General features: G+C 49.2%; 15 protein-coding genes. 12 read left to right on the top strand and 3 right to left on the bottom strand.

The features are described from left to right. The 6 genes from ASG33_RS20160 to ASG33_RS26310 all read left to right on the top strand — a co-directional run bounded on the left by ASG33_RS20160 (window position 1) and on the right by ASG33_RS26310 (window position 5289). On the top strand, window positions 1–1008 hold the full coding sequence (locus ASG33_RS20160; protein WP_056289652.1) for a sugar phosphate isomerase/epimerase: 1008 nt from the start codon (window positions 1–3) through the stop codon (window positions 1006–1008). A gap of 134 nt (window positions 1009–1142) precedes the next feature. After that, window positions 1143–1511 (top strand): BlaI/MecI/CopY family transcriptional regulator, encoded by a 369-nt coding sequence (locus ASG33_RS20155; protein WP_056289649.1) that lies wholly within the window; start codon window positions 1143–1145, stop codon window positions 1509–1511. A gap of 14 nt (window positions 1512–1525) precedes the next feature. Then, window positions 1526–3469, top strand: coding sequence for a M56 family metallopeptidase (locus ASG33_RS20150; protein ID WP_056289644.1), 1944 nt, complete (start codon window positions 1526–1528; stop codon window positions 3467–3469). A gap of 50 nt (window positions 3470–3519) precedes the next feature. Beyond that, on the top strand, window positions 3520–4662 hold the full coding sequence (locus tag ASG33_RS20145; protein WP_056289642.1) for a glycoside hydrolase family 5 protein: 1143 nt from the start codon (window positions 3520–3522) through the stop codon (window positions 4660–4662). Window positions 4663–4731: 69 nt separating this feature from the next. After that, window positions 4732–4953 (top strand): hypothetical protein, encoded by a 222-nt coding sequence (locus ASG33_RS20140; RefSeq protein ID WP_056289638.1) that lies wholly within the window; start codon window positions 4732–4734, stop codon window positions 4951–4953. After that, on the top strand, window positions 4954–5289 hold the full coding sequence (locus tag ASG33_RS26310) for a type II toxin-antitoxin system PemK/MazF family toxin (protein WP_056289633.1): 336 nt from the start codon (window positions 4954–4956) through the stop codon (window positions 5287–5289). A gap of 7 nt (window positions 5290–5296) precedes the next feature. On the opposite strand, the gene ASG33_RS20130 is transcribed toward ASG33_RS26310, so the two are convergent. Then, window positions 5297–5794 carry a VOC family protein gene (locus ASG33_RS20130; RefSeq protein ID WP_056289630.1) on the bottom strand — a complete coding sequence of 166 codons (498 nt, stop codon included), beginning with the start codon at window positions 5792–5794 and terminating at the stop codon, window positions 5297–5299. Between the two features lie 105 nt (window positions 5795–5899). Between ASG33_RS20130 and ASG33_RS20125 the strand changes: the two genes are divergently transcribed. Then, a complete protein-coding gene (locus ASG33_RS20125; protein WP_056289627.1) occupies window positions 5900–6814 on the top strand; it encodes a sugar phosphate isomerase/epimerase in 915 nt (304 codons plus the stop codon). 9 nt (window positions 6815–6823) lie between these two features. Then, window positions 6824–7114: a GNAT family N-acetyltransferase gene (locus tag ASG33_RS20120; RefSeq protein ID WP_056289625.1), complete on the top strand. Its 291-nt coding sequence runs from the start codon at window positions 6824–6826 to the stop codon at window positions 7112–7114. 18 nt (window positions 7115–7132) lie between these two features. Here the strand turns inward: ASG33_RS20120 and ASG33_RS20115 are convergent, their stop codons facing one another. Continuing rightward, window positions 7133–9538 carry a PAS domain-containing protein gene (locus ASG33_RS20115; protein ID WP_056289622.1) on the bottom strand — a complete coding sequence of 802 codons (2406 nt, stop codon included), beginning with the start codon at window positions 9536–9538 and terminating at the stop codon, window positions 7133–7135. A 220-nt stretch (window positions 9539–9758) separates the two neighbouring features. On the opposite strand from ASG33_RS20115, the gene ASG33_RS20110 reads away from it, so the two are divergent. Then, entirely contained in the window at window positions 9759–10397 is a 639-nt protein-coding gene (locus tag ASG33_RS20110) for a DUF1080 domain-containing protein (RefSeq protein ID WP_056289620.1), read from the top strand. A 6-nt stretch (window positions 10398–10403) separates the two neighbouring features. Here ASG33_RS20110 and ASG33_RS20105 read toward each other — a convergent pair whose 3' ends face one another. Further along, window positions 10404–10886, bottom strand: coding sequence for a DinB family protein (locus ASG33_RS20105; RefSeq protein ID WP_056289618.1), 483 nt, complete (start codon window positions 10884–10886; stop codon window positions 10404–10406). Window positions 10887–10973: 87 nt separating this feature from the next. On the opposite strand from ASG33_RS20105, the gene ASG33_RS20100 reads away from it, so the two are divergent. From ASG33_RS20100 to ASG33_RS20090, 3 genes are read left to right on the top strand one after another with little or no spacing between them, the layout of a single operon-like run. Beyond that, a complete protein-coding gene (locus ASG33_RS20100) occupies window positions 10974–12353 on the top strand; it encodes a Gfo/Idh/MocA family protein (protein ID WP_056289615.1) in 1380 nt (459 codons plus the stop codon). 24 nt (window positions 12354–12377) lie between these two features. Beyond that, on the top strand, window positions 12378–13235 hold the full coding sequence (locus ASG33_RS20095) for an esterase family protein (protein ID WP_056289612.1): 858 nt from the start codon (window positions 12378–12380) through the stop codon (window positions 13233–13235). Then, the gene (locus tag ASG33_RS20090) at window positions 13232–14023 is read left to right on the top strand and encodes an SDR family NAD(P)-dependent oxidoreductase (protein ID WP_082489337.1); all 792 of its coding nucleotides are present in this window, start codon (window positions 13232–13234) and stop codon (window positions 14021–14023) included. The genes ASG33_RS20095 and ASG33_RS20090 overlap by 4 nt, the downstream gene beginning before the upstream one ends. Window positions 14024–14027 lie beyond the last annotated feature (4 nt).

Here is a 14027-nt window from a genome sequence, read left to right as displayed (position 1 = left end):
ATGGAAGAACTGGACATTTCAAGAAGGCGCTTTTTAGGAACATCTGCATTGGCAGCCGCGGGTTTTGCGTTGATACGCAACCAGGTGATCGGAGCGCCCGCTTATATCAAAAACCTGGGTAAACCGAACTCGCTGTTCAATGGGGTACAGATCGGCGCGATTACTTACTCGTGGCGCAGCATGCCACAGGACGCCGAAAGCATACTTAAGTACTGTGTGGAATGCAATATCAGCGCCATTGAAATGATGGGCAACACGCCGGAACAACTCGCAGGCGCACCCGAAGCACCGCCACGCCCGAGCATGGCGCCCGGCCCTGATGGTAAGCGGCCCGAAATGACCGAGGAACAAAAAGCAGCAATGAAAGAGCACGGTACCAAAATGGCCGAATGGCGCGCGAAGGTTTCCATGGATAAATTCACACAACTGCGCAAAATGTACAATGATGCAGGGGTGACGATTTACGCTTACAAGCCGAATGCCTTGGGGGTGAACAATACAGATGCGGAAGTGGATTATGCACTCCGCGCAGCCAGGGCGCTCGGCGCCAACCAGGCAACGGTTGAACTCCCGAATGATCCGGCGCAGACCAAACGCCTGGGTGATATTGCGGCCAAAAACAAAACGTACATTGCCTATCACGGACATACGCAGCAAACACCTACCTGGTGGGATACCGCATTAAGCCAGTCTAAATTCAATGCGATGAACCTGGATATGGGGCACTATGTGGCTGCGGGCTTTGAGCCTATCGAACTGATCAATGCAAAGCACGACCATATTTTGAGTATGCACATGAAGGACCGCAAATCCAAAGCAAACGGCGGAGCCAATGTGGTTTGGGGTACCGGCGACACGCCGATCATCCCGGTACTGGAATTAATGCGTACCAAAAAATACAAATTCCCGGCAACGATCGAGCTTGAATACGAAATACCAGCCGGCTCCGACGCCGTAAAGGAAACTGCCAAATGTGTTGAGTACGCAAGGAAGGCGTTGATGGCGTAAAAAGCAGTTTTGACATTGTGAGCGGTCTTCGAAAGGAGACCGCTTTTTTTTGTCCCATAAGTTGAAAATTTACACCTAAACATTTGTTCGTACGAAAAATTTCCTACCTTTGGTTTGTCAGAATATAAATCACGATGGAACCTACAAAATCAGAGCTGGAAATTTTACAGGTGTTATGGGAGAATGGGCCGCAGACGGTGCGGTTTGTCAATGATAAACTGAATGAGGAAAAACGTGCGGTGCAGTATTCTTCTACGTTGAAGCTCATGCAGATCATGTTTGATAAAGGCATTCTGCTTCGGGATGACAGTAGTATGAAGCACATATACCGGCCCGCCGAAGCAGAGGATAAAACGAAAAATGTCTTGCTTAACCGCTTTGTCGATTCGATGTACAAAGGCTCGGCTTCGAGCCTGGTGATGCAGCTTTTTGGTAGTAAGAAAACGTCTGCCGAGGAGCTGAAAGAGATTAAGGATTTCCTGAATAACCTGGATCAACAATAACCAATCAGCTAGCCATGAACTTAGAAATTGTGGATGCACCTTTTTCCAGTGACCTCGTCAGGGCGGTATGCCTGACTTTTCTTCACTCAATCTGGCAGGGACTTATTGCAGCTGTTCTGGCCGGTGGATTTTTGATGCTAAGCAGGAAATCCAGACCCGTGCTCCGGTATCGTGTCCTGGTAACTTTGCTGGGTGCATTGCTGCTGGTGAATGCCGCCACATTCTTTTTTATTTTACCAAAAAACAATTCAGGGATAACCGGCAACGTCTTTATCCCCGCAGCCGGCTCAACCGAAACGAGCTTTACCGGGTTCAGTTCTTCATTCGAGGTAAGCTCGCTGAGTACAAGCATTACAGACTTCTGTAACCAGCACGCTTTCACAATTCTGACGATATGGTTGCTCGTCTTTCTCTGGAAAAGTGTGCGGGCAACTGCCGGTTTAATGCATTTAAGTAAGCTGCGAAAAACAGGTCTTCACGCACCTTCGAATTACTGGAAGGATGTTTTTGGTGACCTGTCGCGCAAATTGAGCATCGGAAGAAAACCGCAGTTCTTCGAATCAGAATGCGTGACAGTCCCAATGGTGATCGGTCACCTGAAGCCGGTCGTACTTGTACCAATGGGAATGCTGGCGGGAATGCCGACTGCGCAGGTGGAGGCCATTTTACTCCATGAACTGGCCCATATCCGCCGGCGTGACTACCTGGTGAACCTGATCCAGATCTTTTGTGAGAATATCTATTGTTTCAACCCGGCGCTTCTCTGGATTTCTTATCTGATCAGGGAAGAACGCGAGCATTGCTGCGACGAAATCGCCATTGAGGTAATGGAAAACAAGACTTCGCTCGTTCATGCGCTGGTTTCATTTCAGGAATATCATCACTCGGGCAGCCTGGCGCAGGTAGCTTTCGCAGGAAGGAAAAATCACCTGCTCGACCGGATCAAACGCATTATCAATCACAACAATAAATCTCTAGATGCCATGGAAAAAGTGTTTGTTTCAATTAGCCTGGTTGCTGCAATTGCATTGTCAGCAGCCGTTTCACCCAAGTCACCGGATAAAGGTCAGTCTGCCGGAGATCATCAGCGCATTTATTCGGAAGCGGTTTCGGCGCAGCTTCCCGTGAGAAAGCCTGTTGCAACTACTGATACTTTGCCGAAGAAGAAAACGCAGGAGCATATGGAGATACATTCCGCCAACGTATATAGTCCGACGGAGGGTGTTTCGACCTATAATGTGCATGTTGACGGTAAGCAGTATGAGATTGTCAAGAAGAATGGGAAAGTTATTTCACTGGATGTGGACGGAAAGGAAATTCCATCCAGTGAGTACGGAAAGTACGAAAGTGAGATTGCGAAAATAGAGGAGCGGATCCAGGAGGAACATAAGAAGGCCGAGAAAGCCCGTGCAGAAGCGGAAAAAATGCGTGCAGAGGCTGACGTGCGCCGGAAAGAAGCTCAGGAACTTCGCCTAGAAGCCGAAGAACGCCGGGCAGAAGCCGAAACCTACCGCCAGCAGGCGAAAGCGCGCCAGATAGAAGCTGAGCAAAACCGCACTAATGCGGAGCAGATGCGGAAGCAGGCAGAAGCAATGCGGGAGCAGGCTGAACTGTTTCGCAAGGAAGCTGAGAAAATGCGCGTACAAGCTGGTAAAAGCCGGGCAGCAGCAGAAGTAATGCGAAGAGAAGCGGAAAAAACACGCGAAGAGTATGAGAAAAAGCAAGCCTCGATGATCGACGATCTGCTGAAAATGGGTGTGATCAAGGATACTAAAAACTTGTCCTTTTTGCTGTCCGACTCGGAATTGATCGTCAACGGAGTGAAGCAGCCTGCTGAAATCCAGAAGAACATCAGCAGTAAGTACCTCAGTGAACCCGGTGCAGAAATGGTCTACAATTATAAAGGTCGGACCGGCTATACATTTTTCGGAACGATACACTCCCGGCAGGGACAGTAAAAACGGGCTATACGATGTATTTTAACGAAGTACATCAAGATAGCTTTGCAATGCACCGCAGGATATTCATCAAAAACACAAGTATCATAGCAGCCGCCGGGATGACAATACCTGACGGTTTTGCTTTAGCAGAAAAGCAACTTGCCAAGAACAAGCTGCCCAAATGGAAAGGCTTCAATCTGCTCGATTTCTTCGGTCCCGAGCCTGACAAGCAGCGCAGGCCTACCACGGAAGAGCAGCTGAAATGGATGAGCGACTGGGGCTTTGATTTTGTACGCATTCCCATCGCATATCCCTACTATCTTAAATTTGACCGAAGCCGGAATATCACGCCGGAAGAGGTATACAGCATTGACGAAAAACAGGTCGACAAAATAGATCACCTCGTTGCATTGGGGCACAAATACAACATGCACGTGAGCCTGAACCTGCACCGTGCGCCGGGGTACTGCATTAATGCGGGTTTCCACGAGCCTTATAATTTATGGACTGATCAAAAGGCGCAGGAAGCTTTTTATTTCCACTGGAATATGTGGGCAAAAAAATACAAGGATACTTCCTCCAAAAAGATCAGTTTCGACCTGCTCAACGAACCGAGCATGCGTGAAGATATGAATGACCAGCATTCAAAACGCTCAGCGGTACCTGGCGATGTGTATAGAAAAGTAGCAATAGGCGCGCAGCAGGCAATCAGAAAAGAGAACCCGAACCACCTGATTGTAGCCGATGGAAATAACGGAGGTTCCAATGTCATTCCCGAGCTCGCCGACCTCGACATTGCGCAGAGCTGTCGCGGCTATCACCCGGGCATTATCTCGCATTACAAAGCGCCCTGGGCAATGAAAGATCCCGATAAAGCGCCGGAACCTAAATGGCCCGGGCAGGTAGGGGAGCAATATCTCGGCCGTGAAATGCTTGAAAAGTTCTACCAGCCCTGGATAGATCTCGTCAACAAGGGAGTAGGGGTGCATTGCGGCGAAAGCGGCGCCTGGAAGAAAACGCCGCACGCTGTTTTCCTGGCCTGGTTCGGGGATGTACTGGGTATCCTGACGTCGCACGGGATCGGCTATGCGCTGTGGGAATTTTCAGGCGATTTCGGTCTGCTTAATTCCGGGCGCGAAGATGTGGCGTACGAGGATTGGCACGGCCAAAAGCTTGACCGGAAACTGCTGACTTTGCTGATGAAATATTAAATTGTTGAAGGCCGCACCTAATTTGTTGGTAAGGCAATAGTGTGTATTTTTGAAATAAAAAATACACACATGAAAATTCTGGAGATAACTATTTCGGATTCAGATTTTGAGTATATACAGCGTTCCGATAAGCACGAAGCTGTGTATGCAGGCGAAGCATTAAAGGAAAAGATCGCGCGTGAAATGACTGGCGATATAAACAACCTTTTAAAAGAAGGTTATATCGCCACGGCAGAGGAGGATCTCAATATATGCCGGGAATACGCACCATCTGAAATGGGCAATTTGTAAATGCTGCGCGGCGAAATTTACTGGGCAGATTTGAATCCAGTTGTCGGCAGCGAAATTGCCAAAATACGGCCTGTACTTATTGTCTCAAACGACATAAACAACGAGTACGGATCAACAATTACAGTACTTCCGATTACTTCGAGCACTGCAAAGGTTTATCCCTTTGAGGTAAGACTTTTGTCATCAGAGGGAGGTTTGAAAAGTGAGTCAAAAATCAAGGCAAATCAGGTCAGGACTATTGACAAACTGCGCATACGCAGTAGGTTAGGAGCAATTGCCAAATCCAGAATGGAAGAAGTAAACAGGGCGCTGTTGATTCATCTTGCTCTTGTTTAGCAATCATTCATATCTTCAATTCCGCTAACAATCCAGTTATATTCAGGCTTCTGGTAAACATTTCGATCGAACCATCTGGCAGGTAGCTCCATTGTTCCTGCGGACGGTCCCAGTAAAGCTCAACGCCATTCCCGTCGGGATCATTGAGGTACAGTGCCTCCGAAACGCCGTGATCACTCGCGCCGGTGAGCGGGTAATGTGCCTGTTGTAATCTGTTGAAAATCAAAGCAAGATCCTTGCGGGTTGGATACAGGATCGCCGTGTGAAAAAGTCCGACACCGTGCTGGGAAGCGGGCGCCGCGCCTTTGCTGTACCACGTATTCAGCCCGATGTGATGGTGATAGCCACCTGCGGAAATGAAGACGGCCTGGTCGCCGTAGCGGGTTGTGATCTCAAAGCCCAGCAGGCCGCAATAGAAGTCGAGCGCTCTTTCCAGGTCTGCGACTTTCAAATGTACGTGGCCGATACGTGTCAGTGCCGGCAGGGTGTAGCCTTCCAATTTCATAAGAAAGTCCGTCTTGTTTTGTTGCGCAATTTACATTTAGTTGCGGTAAAAAATTCCCGCGGCCACCTTTACCAACTAAACCTTTTTCCCCAATTCAAGACATTTATGAATCGCCGAGAAGCATTATCTTCTATTGTAGCCGTGAGCGGAACGAGCCTTTTACCTGTTGAAGCTGCTGCTAAGAAGAAGGAGCCGTTTATATATTCCCTTAATATGAGCACACTGCGTGGCCACAAGCTCGGTTTCCGGAAGGAGCTCGAAGTAGCTGCTCAGGCGGGTTATGGTTCTGTGGAAATCTGGATCAATACCTTGCAGGACTACCTGAAAAACGGCGGCTCGCTGAAAGAAGCCAGCGCGATTGTAAAGGACCTGGGGTTGAAAGTGGAAGATGCGATTGGCTTTGCTCCCTGGATTGTAGACGATAATACCACCAGGGGAAAGGCGCTTGAACAGCTCAAACTGGAAATGGAACAGCTGGCGGCGATCGGTTGTACGCGCGTGGCAGCACCTCCGATGGGCGCTACTACCGGCGACTCGCTCGATCTTAAAAAGGTAGCAGAACGGTACCGCGCCATTCTTGAGCTGGGCGAAAAAACGGGTGTTACGCCGCATCTTGAACTCTGGGGTTTCTCCAAAAACCTGAGCAGGGTAGGTGAGCTGTTATATGTAGCTGTGGAAGCCGCACACCCCTCTGCACGGGTACTGATGGATGTATATCACCTCCACAAGGGTGGCTCTGGCATGGATAGTGTAAAGGATGTGGGCAAGCCGCTGGTCGAGATTTTCCATATTAACGATTATCCGGCAACGCCACCACGCGAAACGATCACGGATGCAGACCGGATTTATGCCGGTGACGGAGTGGCGCCATTAAAAGACCTGTTGAAAAATCTTAAAAATCCTGAAAAGCCAGTTATTCTGTCTTTCGAAGTTTTCAACCAGGGTTACTACGCGCAGGATGCATTGCTGGTGGCGAAGACTGGTTTGGCTAAAATGAAGAAAGTAGCGGAGGGCGTTTAAAATACAATTATGAGCGAAGTAAAATTGAAACTGGATGCCCGCAAGCGTGGCGCGTTTTATTTGGAGGAGAGTGGCAAACAGGTCGGGGAAATGGTGATCGGTGTGAGCGATACCGTGTTGACAGTATACCATACCGAGGTGGATCCTGAGCTGGAAGGCAAGGGTCTGGCAAAGCAGATGTTTGATGAAATGGTGAGTTATGCCCGGAAAGAAAGCCTGCAAGTCCTGCCGCTTTGCGAGTACGTGCATTTGCAGTTTCGCAGGCACCCTGACCAGTTTGAAGATATCTGGAAAAAGTAAGCTGCTGGGTTAAGCAGCTTACTTTTTTGATGATTTTGGTAAAAAAACAATGAATGTAGATCCAGCGCCTACCGTACTTGTTGCGGTAATGTAGCCGTGGTGGTTCTGCGCAACCTTTTTACACAAAGCCAGTCCGATCCCTGATCCTGAAAATTCACTTCTGCCATGGAGGCGCTGGAACATCTGAAAAATGCGGTCTAAATGCGTTTCGTCGAAACCAATTCCGTTATCGGATACTTCAAGCCTGATATAGCCGTGGTCTTCGAGTAGTTTCGGGATTGTCGAAAGCTCGGCCTCGGTTGCATCCCTGTACGACAATTCGATTCTGGAAGGCACGTCGGTTTTTCGGTATTTGATTGCATTGCTTACCAGGTTTTGTAGTAATTGCGTCAGCTGCAATGCATTCCCATGTACTTCGGGCATTTCATTCACGACGATTTCGGTCTCATGCTCCTGAATGGAGATCTCCAGATCTGCCAAAACGTTGCTGACGATCCCCTTCAGGTTCACAGCTGTCATCTCGGCATCTCTGGTCGTAAGGCGCGAGTAGGCCAGCAAATCATCGATCATCACCGACATCCTTTTGGAAGCATCCTGGATCCGGTTGAGCATAAACGCACCATTCTCGTCCAGCTCTTTTGCATAGAGCATTTGCAGTCGCGACCCGAAAGACTGGATTTTGCGCAGCGGCTCCTGCATATCGTGACTGGCCGCGTAGGCAAATTGCTGCAAATTGTTATTTGAGTTGATCAGTTCTGCATTGGTCTGGTTCAGTTCTGCGGTGCGTTGCTGCACTCTTCCTTCCAGCTCACTGGCCAGCTGCCGGTATCTTTCCTCACTTTTTTCCAGCGCCTGCCGGGACTTCACCTGCTCGGTTACGTCCACTGCCATATCAAGTATCGCATAAATTTCACCATCTGTATTTCTCAGTGGCTTGTATGTATAGTCGTAGTAAAATGTCTGCAGAATACCGTCCACCACAATCTCGCCGCGTGCACCCTGCTCGGAATGGGCTTCGCCGGTTCTGTAAATTCTTTCGAGGATATCCAGAAAAGGCTGGCCTTTCAGCTCTGGTAATGCTTCACTGAGTGGCTTGCCGATTACGGTATCGCCTTTTCCCCAGAGTTTGAGCATTGCTGCATTGGGTAGGTCAATGATGAATTCGGGACCGACAAACAGCGTGGTAGCCACAGGCGCCTGTGCGATCAGTGTTCGCAGATGTTCCTCGCTTGTCCGAAGCCGCAGTTCCGAATCAATCCGGTCAGAAATATCCATGACGATCCCTGAAAGCGTCGCCGGTTTTCCGTTGCTGTCAAACAGGTACTGCCCGATCACCCGCACCCAGTGAACTGACTTGTCTACCCAGATAAACCGCGCTTCATACCTGAGCTCGCCCGTTTTTGCGGCAACCTCATAGGCTTCTTCACGGATGCGGATATCTTCCGGATGCACGTGATCAATGAAAACACTCCTGGTAATATGCCGGTTTTCATTTCCTGTCAGGATCCGCGCCATGGTGGGCGAGTAAATGATCTCGTCCGTGTCAGGATCAACCAGGAAGGAGCCCGCGCCGGAGCCTTCAATGCTCATCGCAGCTTGTTTGTCAGCCCAGCTGATCTTTTCCTGCCTGATCACTTCTTCGGTAATCTCCCTGGTAATCCCTGCAAAACGGTAAGGTACACCCTCCGGTGTGAAATAAGCCTGCCCCTTGCAATGCAGCCAGCGCAGTACATTGTCTTTTGCGCCAATGGTCCGGTACCGGACTTCATAAGGCGCTCTTACTTGTGGGTCCAATGCGTCGGATACCGCTTCGCTGACCTTTTGTAAATCGTCAGGATGAATGTATTTGATAACCTGGCCAAATTCGAATTCTTCTTCGTCAGGGTTTCCGTACAGCTCTTTACAACGCTCATTTGCAACGATTTTCTGGGTAGCCGGATCGAAGTTCCAGGTACCCAGGTCCGCCGCGTGCAAGGCGAATTTCAGGTTCTCTTCGCTTTCGCGTCTGGCCTCTTCCAATCTGAGCTGTTCTGTAATGTCCATCATAGATCCCAGCATTCGTACAGGCTTACCATCTTTCTGGATGGTGTAACCGCGATCATGCACGTGGGCGTAGGTACCATCTCCTTTCCGGAATCGGTAATAGTCGGACCACTTGGTGCCGCCGCTGTCAATTATGTCATGTATTTTCTTTACAACTCTTTCCTGGTCTTCCGGATGAATGTTATTGTGCCAGGATTCAGAACCGGGTTCAAGGGTTTGGGGAGTGTGGCCGAAAATCTGGACCATTCCTTCATTCCACCATACTGTATCATTTTCCAGGTCCCAATCCCAGATTACGTCGTGGGTAGCCTTCGCAACAAGTTCAAAACGTTCAGCAGCAACCAATAAATCGTTTTGTTGGCTGTTCAAGGTGTCAATCATAAGAAATTCAAATGCTAGGGTATGCAGTGTTGCTACTGGTAGCAAACTTACTTTTGGTAAAAATACAAACTGGCTAACTGCAGTCAAGAAGGTCGCGCAGAGAATTTATTAAATGTTGGCACCGAACGCGACCGTACTTCTGCAATATCGTCATAGTATAGCCTAAGTGTACGTGGCTTTTACAAATGTGGATTTCGGGAAACGAAAAAAATTGGAGGTTATGTCAAAAAACGCATTGTACCCGCTTGCTGCTGCTGCGCTCCTTTTTGTGGGCTGCATGGTCGCGCCTGCAAAGAAGTCCGTTCCGCTGTTTGACGGCAGGACATTCAATGGATGGGAAGGAGATACGGTAAAAACCTGGAAGATAGAGGATGGCGCCATTGCGGGCGGCTCGCTTACCGAGACGGTGCCGCACAATGAATTTTTATGTACCAGAAAACCATACGCCAACTTTATCCTGAAAGTGAAGTTCAAGCTTACCGGCAATGAAGGTTTTATCAATACAGGTGTACAGTTTCACAGCGTAAGGTCCAAAGATCCTGCGTATGAAATGATCGGCTACCAGGCTGACCTGGGCGACAAGTTTTGGGCCAGCTTATATGATGAATCCCGCCGTAACAAGACATTGATCTCGCCAGACTCAATGCTCATCGAAAAAATCCTGAAACGGAATGAATGGAACGACTACGAAGTGCACAGCCGCAACGGGCGCATTCAGATTTTTCTGAATGGAACGCAAACGGTTGACTACACGGAGCCGGACAAATCCATTCCGCAAAAGGGACTCATCGCATTGCAGATCCACGGTGGCGGCAAAGCCAAAGTGTACTACAAAGACATTTGGATTGAGGAGCTTTGAAAGCGGTCAATGCCACGCATTCATGATCCTACGCAGCACGACAATTTCGGCAGTATGGTAGGAATTATGGTCCGCGATCAGCATCGCCTCCCGCAGAAGGTTCTGGCCGGTACCCCAGGGAAATGTGGCAAAAAGGTCGCGTGTATCGTCTTTCAGTAGCTGGATAAATGTCTGCTGATCCTGTCTGATCTGTTCCAATGCGGTATTCCATTGCTCGTCACTTACAACTTCCAGCGGCTCGGTCCAGTAATCTTTCGGCCATTCAATTTCCTGGTAATCGTCGGAGGCGGAGAAATCGAGAATGTCTTTTTGCGTAATGCGCAGATGCTCTACAAGCTGCCAGATACTGTAAGGCAAATTTTCAGGTGTTACCCCTCGCAATTCAGCAGGCAGGTCGGCCATAGCATTCCAGAGTGTCACGTGCGCATTGCCTTTTTCTATCAGGGTCTGAAGCTCGCTGACGAGCTTTTTTCTTTCGTCTTTTTCCATCGTTCTTCGTTGATTGTATTATGTTGTAAAAAGCATTAATTGTTTATTTTAGCAAAAACATCCTTTCACCTTTTCACTGAACTGAGCATGAATCCTGCCCGCCGGAAGTTCCTCCAAAAAATGTCTGCCGCATCCGTGTTACTGGCCGGAGAGTCGGTCGCCAAGCCATTTAATATTATCAAAGACCTGAAAAAAATCAGTCCCAACGATAAAATCCGGTTTGCTACGATCGGTATGGGTATTCAGGGACATAGTGACACAAAAGCTGCAATGCGCAGCGGGACCGGTGCCGAGTTCGTTGCAGCGGCCGACCTGTACGATGGCCGGTTGACGAGGGTGAAGGAACTCTACGGAAAAGACATTTTCACCACAAGGGATTACCGGGAAATTCTTGACAAAAAGGACATCGATGCTGTGCTGGTAGTTACTCCTGATCATTGGCATGACCATATCACAAAAGCCTCCCTTGCTGCCGGTAAACATGTTTATTGTGAAAAACCGATGGTACACCACATCAAAGAAGGTTTGTCGGTGATTGAAGCCTGGAAAAAATCGGGCAAGACCATGCAGGTAGGAAGCCAGCGGATCAGTTCATCGGCTTTTAAGGAAGCGAAGAGGCTTTTTCAGGCAGGGGAGATAGGGGAGATTAATTATGTAGAATCCAACAATGACCGTTTTAATGCGATCGGCGCGTGGAACTACTCGATACCTACTGACGCGTCGGTGAAAACCGTGGATTGGGACACTTACCTGGGCGATGCACCGAAGGTACCCTTTGATTCGAAGCGGTTTTTCAGATGGAGAAACTACCGTGACTATGGTACCGGCGTGGCGGGTGACCTTTTTGTGCATTTGATTACCGGCGTTCATTTCGTAACGGGCTCAAACGGCCCGGAAAGGATATTTTCGTCCGGCGAGCTGAGTTACTGGAAAGATGGGCGTGACGTACCAGATGTGCTGGTTTCCATTCTGGATTATCCAAAAACGGATATCCATGCCAATTTCCAGATGGTACTGCGCGTCAACTTTGCCAATGCAGGCGCCATTGCCAATAACACGCGCATTATCGGCACGGAGGGACAAATTGAGTTTACAGAAGACAACCTGATCCTGACCAAAAAGAAGCTGCCGAAAGCGCCCGGTTTTGGCGGGTACGACAGCTATAATACCTTTTCGGAAAGCGAGCAGAAGGAGTTTAAAAAGCAATATGACGCGCAATACCCAGAAGAAACCCGCAAGGCAGATCCTGTAAAGGAAGTACGTTTCAATGCGCCGGATAAGGAAGATGCGCATGCGGACCATTTCAAGGATTTTTTCGAGAACATCAAAAAAGGCAGTACAGGCACGATCGAAGATCCAATTTTTGCTTTCCGCGCAGCTGCGCCGGTGCTCGCTTGTAATGAGAGCTATTTCAGCAGGGAGGTCATCAAATGGGATCCCGTTGCGATGAAGCTTAAAAAGAAATAGTTAACCGCCATTTATCCTGAACCCATGAAGTTTCCCCATTTACTTTTTCTTTTATTACTGAGTACAAAGCTGGCGTCGGCGCAAACCAGCAAGGTTTTTGACCAGCTGTCATTACCGTCGAAGCTGCTGAAATCCGAGCGCAAGTTCGCAATCTACCTGCCGCCTGATTATGCTACTTCCGAGCGGAGCTATCCCGTGTTATACCTGCTGCACGGAGCGGGCGATGATCAAACCGGCTGGGTACAGTTTGGAATGGTGCAGCACATTGCCGATAAGGCGATTGCTGATGGTACTGCCGCGCCGATGATCATTGTCATGCCGGATGCGAATACGGGCAGAAGAGGTTATTTCAATGATGTAAAAGGGGACTGGCCTTATGAAGATTTCTTTTTCAAGGAGCTGATTCCGTTTGTCGAAAAGAAGTATCGCGTGAAAGCGGAAAAGGAATTTCGTGCGGTGGCTGGCTTGTCAATGGGTGGCGGCGGTACATTCATGTATGCGCTGCATCACCCTGAGCTATTTGCGGCTGCCTGCCCGCTAAGCGCCTCTACCGGTCCGATCACAATGGAAGACGCGAAGAAGAATCTGATCCGAACGAATCCGGACGTAGCTGACTCCACTGTTGCGAGGTATTATGAAAGACACAGTGCATTGGCGTTGATCAATAATATGCCTGACAACCAGAAGAAAGCAGTCAAATGGTACATTGATTGTGGCGACGACGACTTTCTGTACGAAGGCAATGCGCTGGTGCACATCGCATTGCGAAAAAAAGAGGTGCCGCACGAATTCCGCGTCAGGGAAGGTGCACACAACTGGAAATACTGGCGGGAGTCACTGCCAAATGTGCTTGAATTTGTCTCACAATCCTTTCACCGTTGAGTACGCTGCGCGACATTTTACCGGGGATCAAACAGTTTGATCTGACCGGCAAAACAGCTGTTATCACGGGCGGATCAAAAGGGTTGGGCTTTGCGATGGCGGCCGGACTGGCCTCTGCCGGCGCTGATATAGTTTTGGTCAACCGCAATGCCGTAGAAGGCGAGCGGGCTGCGGCTGAACTTTGCATTGCATTCGAGACCCGGGTACTTTCTTTCGCCGGGGATATTACCAGTCAGGCAGATACCGAAGCAATGGCGCAATTTACATTGGACAACTTCGGCAGGATTGACATACTGATCAATAGTGCGGGTATTAACATCCGCGGTCCGATCGACGAAATTTCACCCGCTGACTTTAACCGTGTCATGGAGGTCAACGTCAATGGGACCTGGCTTGCTTCCCGGGCGGCAAGTCCGGTCATGAAGGCGCAAAAAAGCGGCAGGATCATCAATCTGGCGAGTACGCTTGGTCTGGTCGGACTGGCAAACCGCACGCCTTACACGGCCAGCAAAGGCGCGGTGGTACAAATGACGCGTGCGCTGGCACTTGAACTTGCACCTTTTGGAATACGGGTTAATGCAATTTGCCCCGGCCCGTTCCTGACTGAAATGAATATCCCCATTGCTGAAAGCGAAGAAGCCAAGGAGATTATCCTTGGCTCAACTGCGCTGCACCGGTGGGCGCAACTGAAAGAAATACAAGGCGCCGCCATTTTTCTTGCCAGCGAAGCGTCGAGCTATATGGTAGGATCAGTGCTGACAGTTGATGGCGGCTGGACTGCGCGATAGTGTG

It is taken from the genome of Dyadobacter sp. Leaf189, assembly GCF_001424405.1.
Classification (GTDB): Bacteria; Bacteroidota; Bacteroidia; order Cytophagales; family Spirosomataceae; genus Dyadobacter.
This window is presented reverse-complemented; position numbering and strand designations above follow the sequence as displayed.

Bases quoted from the DNA above. Each gene is read 5' to 3' on its own strand.
- ASG33_RS20160 (WP_056289652.1), top strand. From the start codon at position 1: ATGGAAGAACTGGACATTTCAAGAAGGCGCTTTTTAGGAACATCTGCA.
- ASG33_RS20155 (WP_056289649.1), top strand. From the start codon at position 1,143: ATGGAACCTACAAAATCAGAGCTGGAAATTTTACAGGTGTTATGGGAG.
- ASG33_RS20150 (WP_056289644.1), top strand. From the start codon at position 1,526: ATGAACTTAGAAATTGTGGATGCACCTTTTTCCAGTGACCTCGTCAGG.
- ASG33_RS20145 (WP_056289642.1), top strand. From the start codon at position 3,520: ATGCACCGCAGGATATTCATCAAAAACACAAGTATCATAGCAGCCGCC.
- ASG33_RS20140 (WP_056289638.1), top strand. From the start codon at position 4,732: ATGAAAATTCTGGAGATAACTATTTCGGATTCAGATTTTGAGTATATA.
- ASG33_RS26310 (WP_056289633.1), top strand. From the start codon at position 4,954: ATGCTGCGCGGCGAAATTTACTGGGCAGATTTGAATCCAGTTGTCGGC.
- ASG33_RS20130 (WP_056289630.1), bottom strand. From the start codon at position 5,794: ATGAAATTGGAAGGCTACACCCTGCCGGCACTGACACGTATCGGCCAC.
- ASG33_RS20125 (WP_056289627.1), top strand. From the start codon at position 5,900: ATGAATCGCCGAGAAGCATTATCTTCTATTGTAGCCGTGAGCGGAACG.
- ASG33_RS20120 (WP_056289625.1), top strand. From the start codon at position 6,824: ATGAGCGAAGTAAAATTGAAACTGGATGCCCGCAAGCGTGGCGCGTTT.
- ASG33_RS20115 (WP_056289622.1), bottom strand. From the start codon at position 9,538: ATGATTGACACCTTGAACAGCCAACAAAACGATTTATTGGTTGCTGCT.
- ASG33_RS20110 (WP_056289620.1), top strand. From the start codon at position 9,759: ATGTCAAAAAACGCATTGTACCCGCTTGCTGCTGCTGCGCTCCTTTTT.
- ASG33_RS20105 (WP_056289618.1), bottom strand. From the start codon at position 10,886: ATGGAAAAAGACGAAAGAAAAAAGCTCGTCAGCGAGCTTCAGACCCTG.
- ASG33_RS20100 (WP_056289615.1), top strand. From the start codon at position 10,974: ATGAATCCTGCCCGCCGGAAGTTCCTCCAAAAAATGTCTGCCGCATCC.
- ASG33_RS20095 (WP_056289612.1), top strand. From the start codon at position 12,378: ATGAAGTTTCCCCATTTACTTTTTCTTTTATTACTGAGTACAAAGCTG.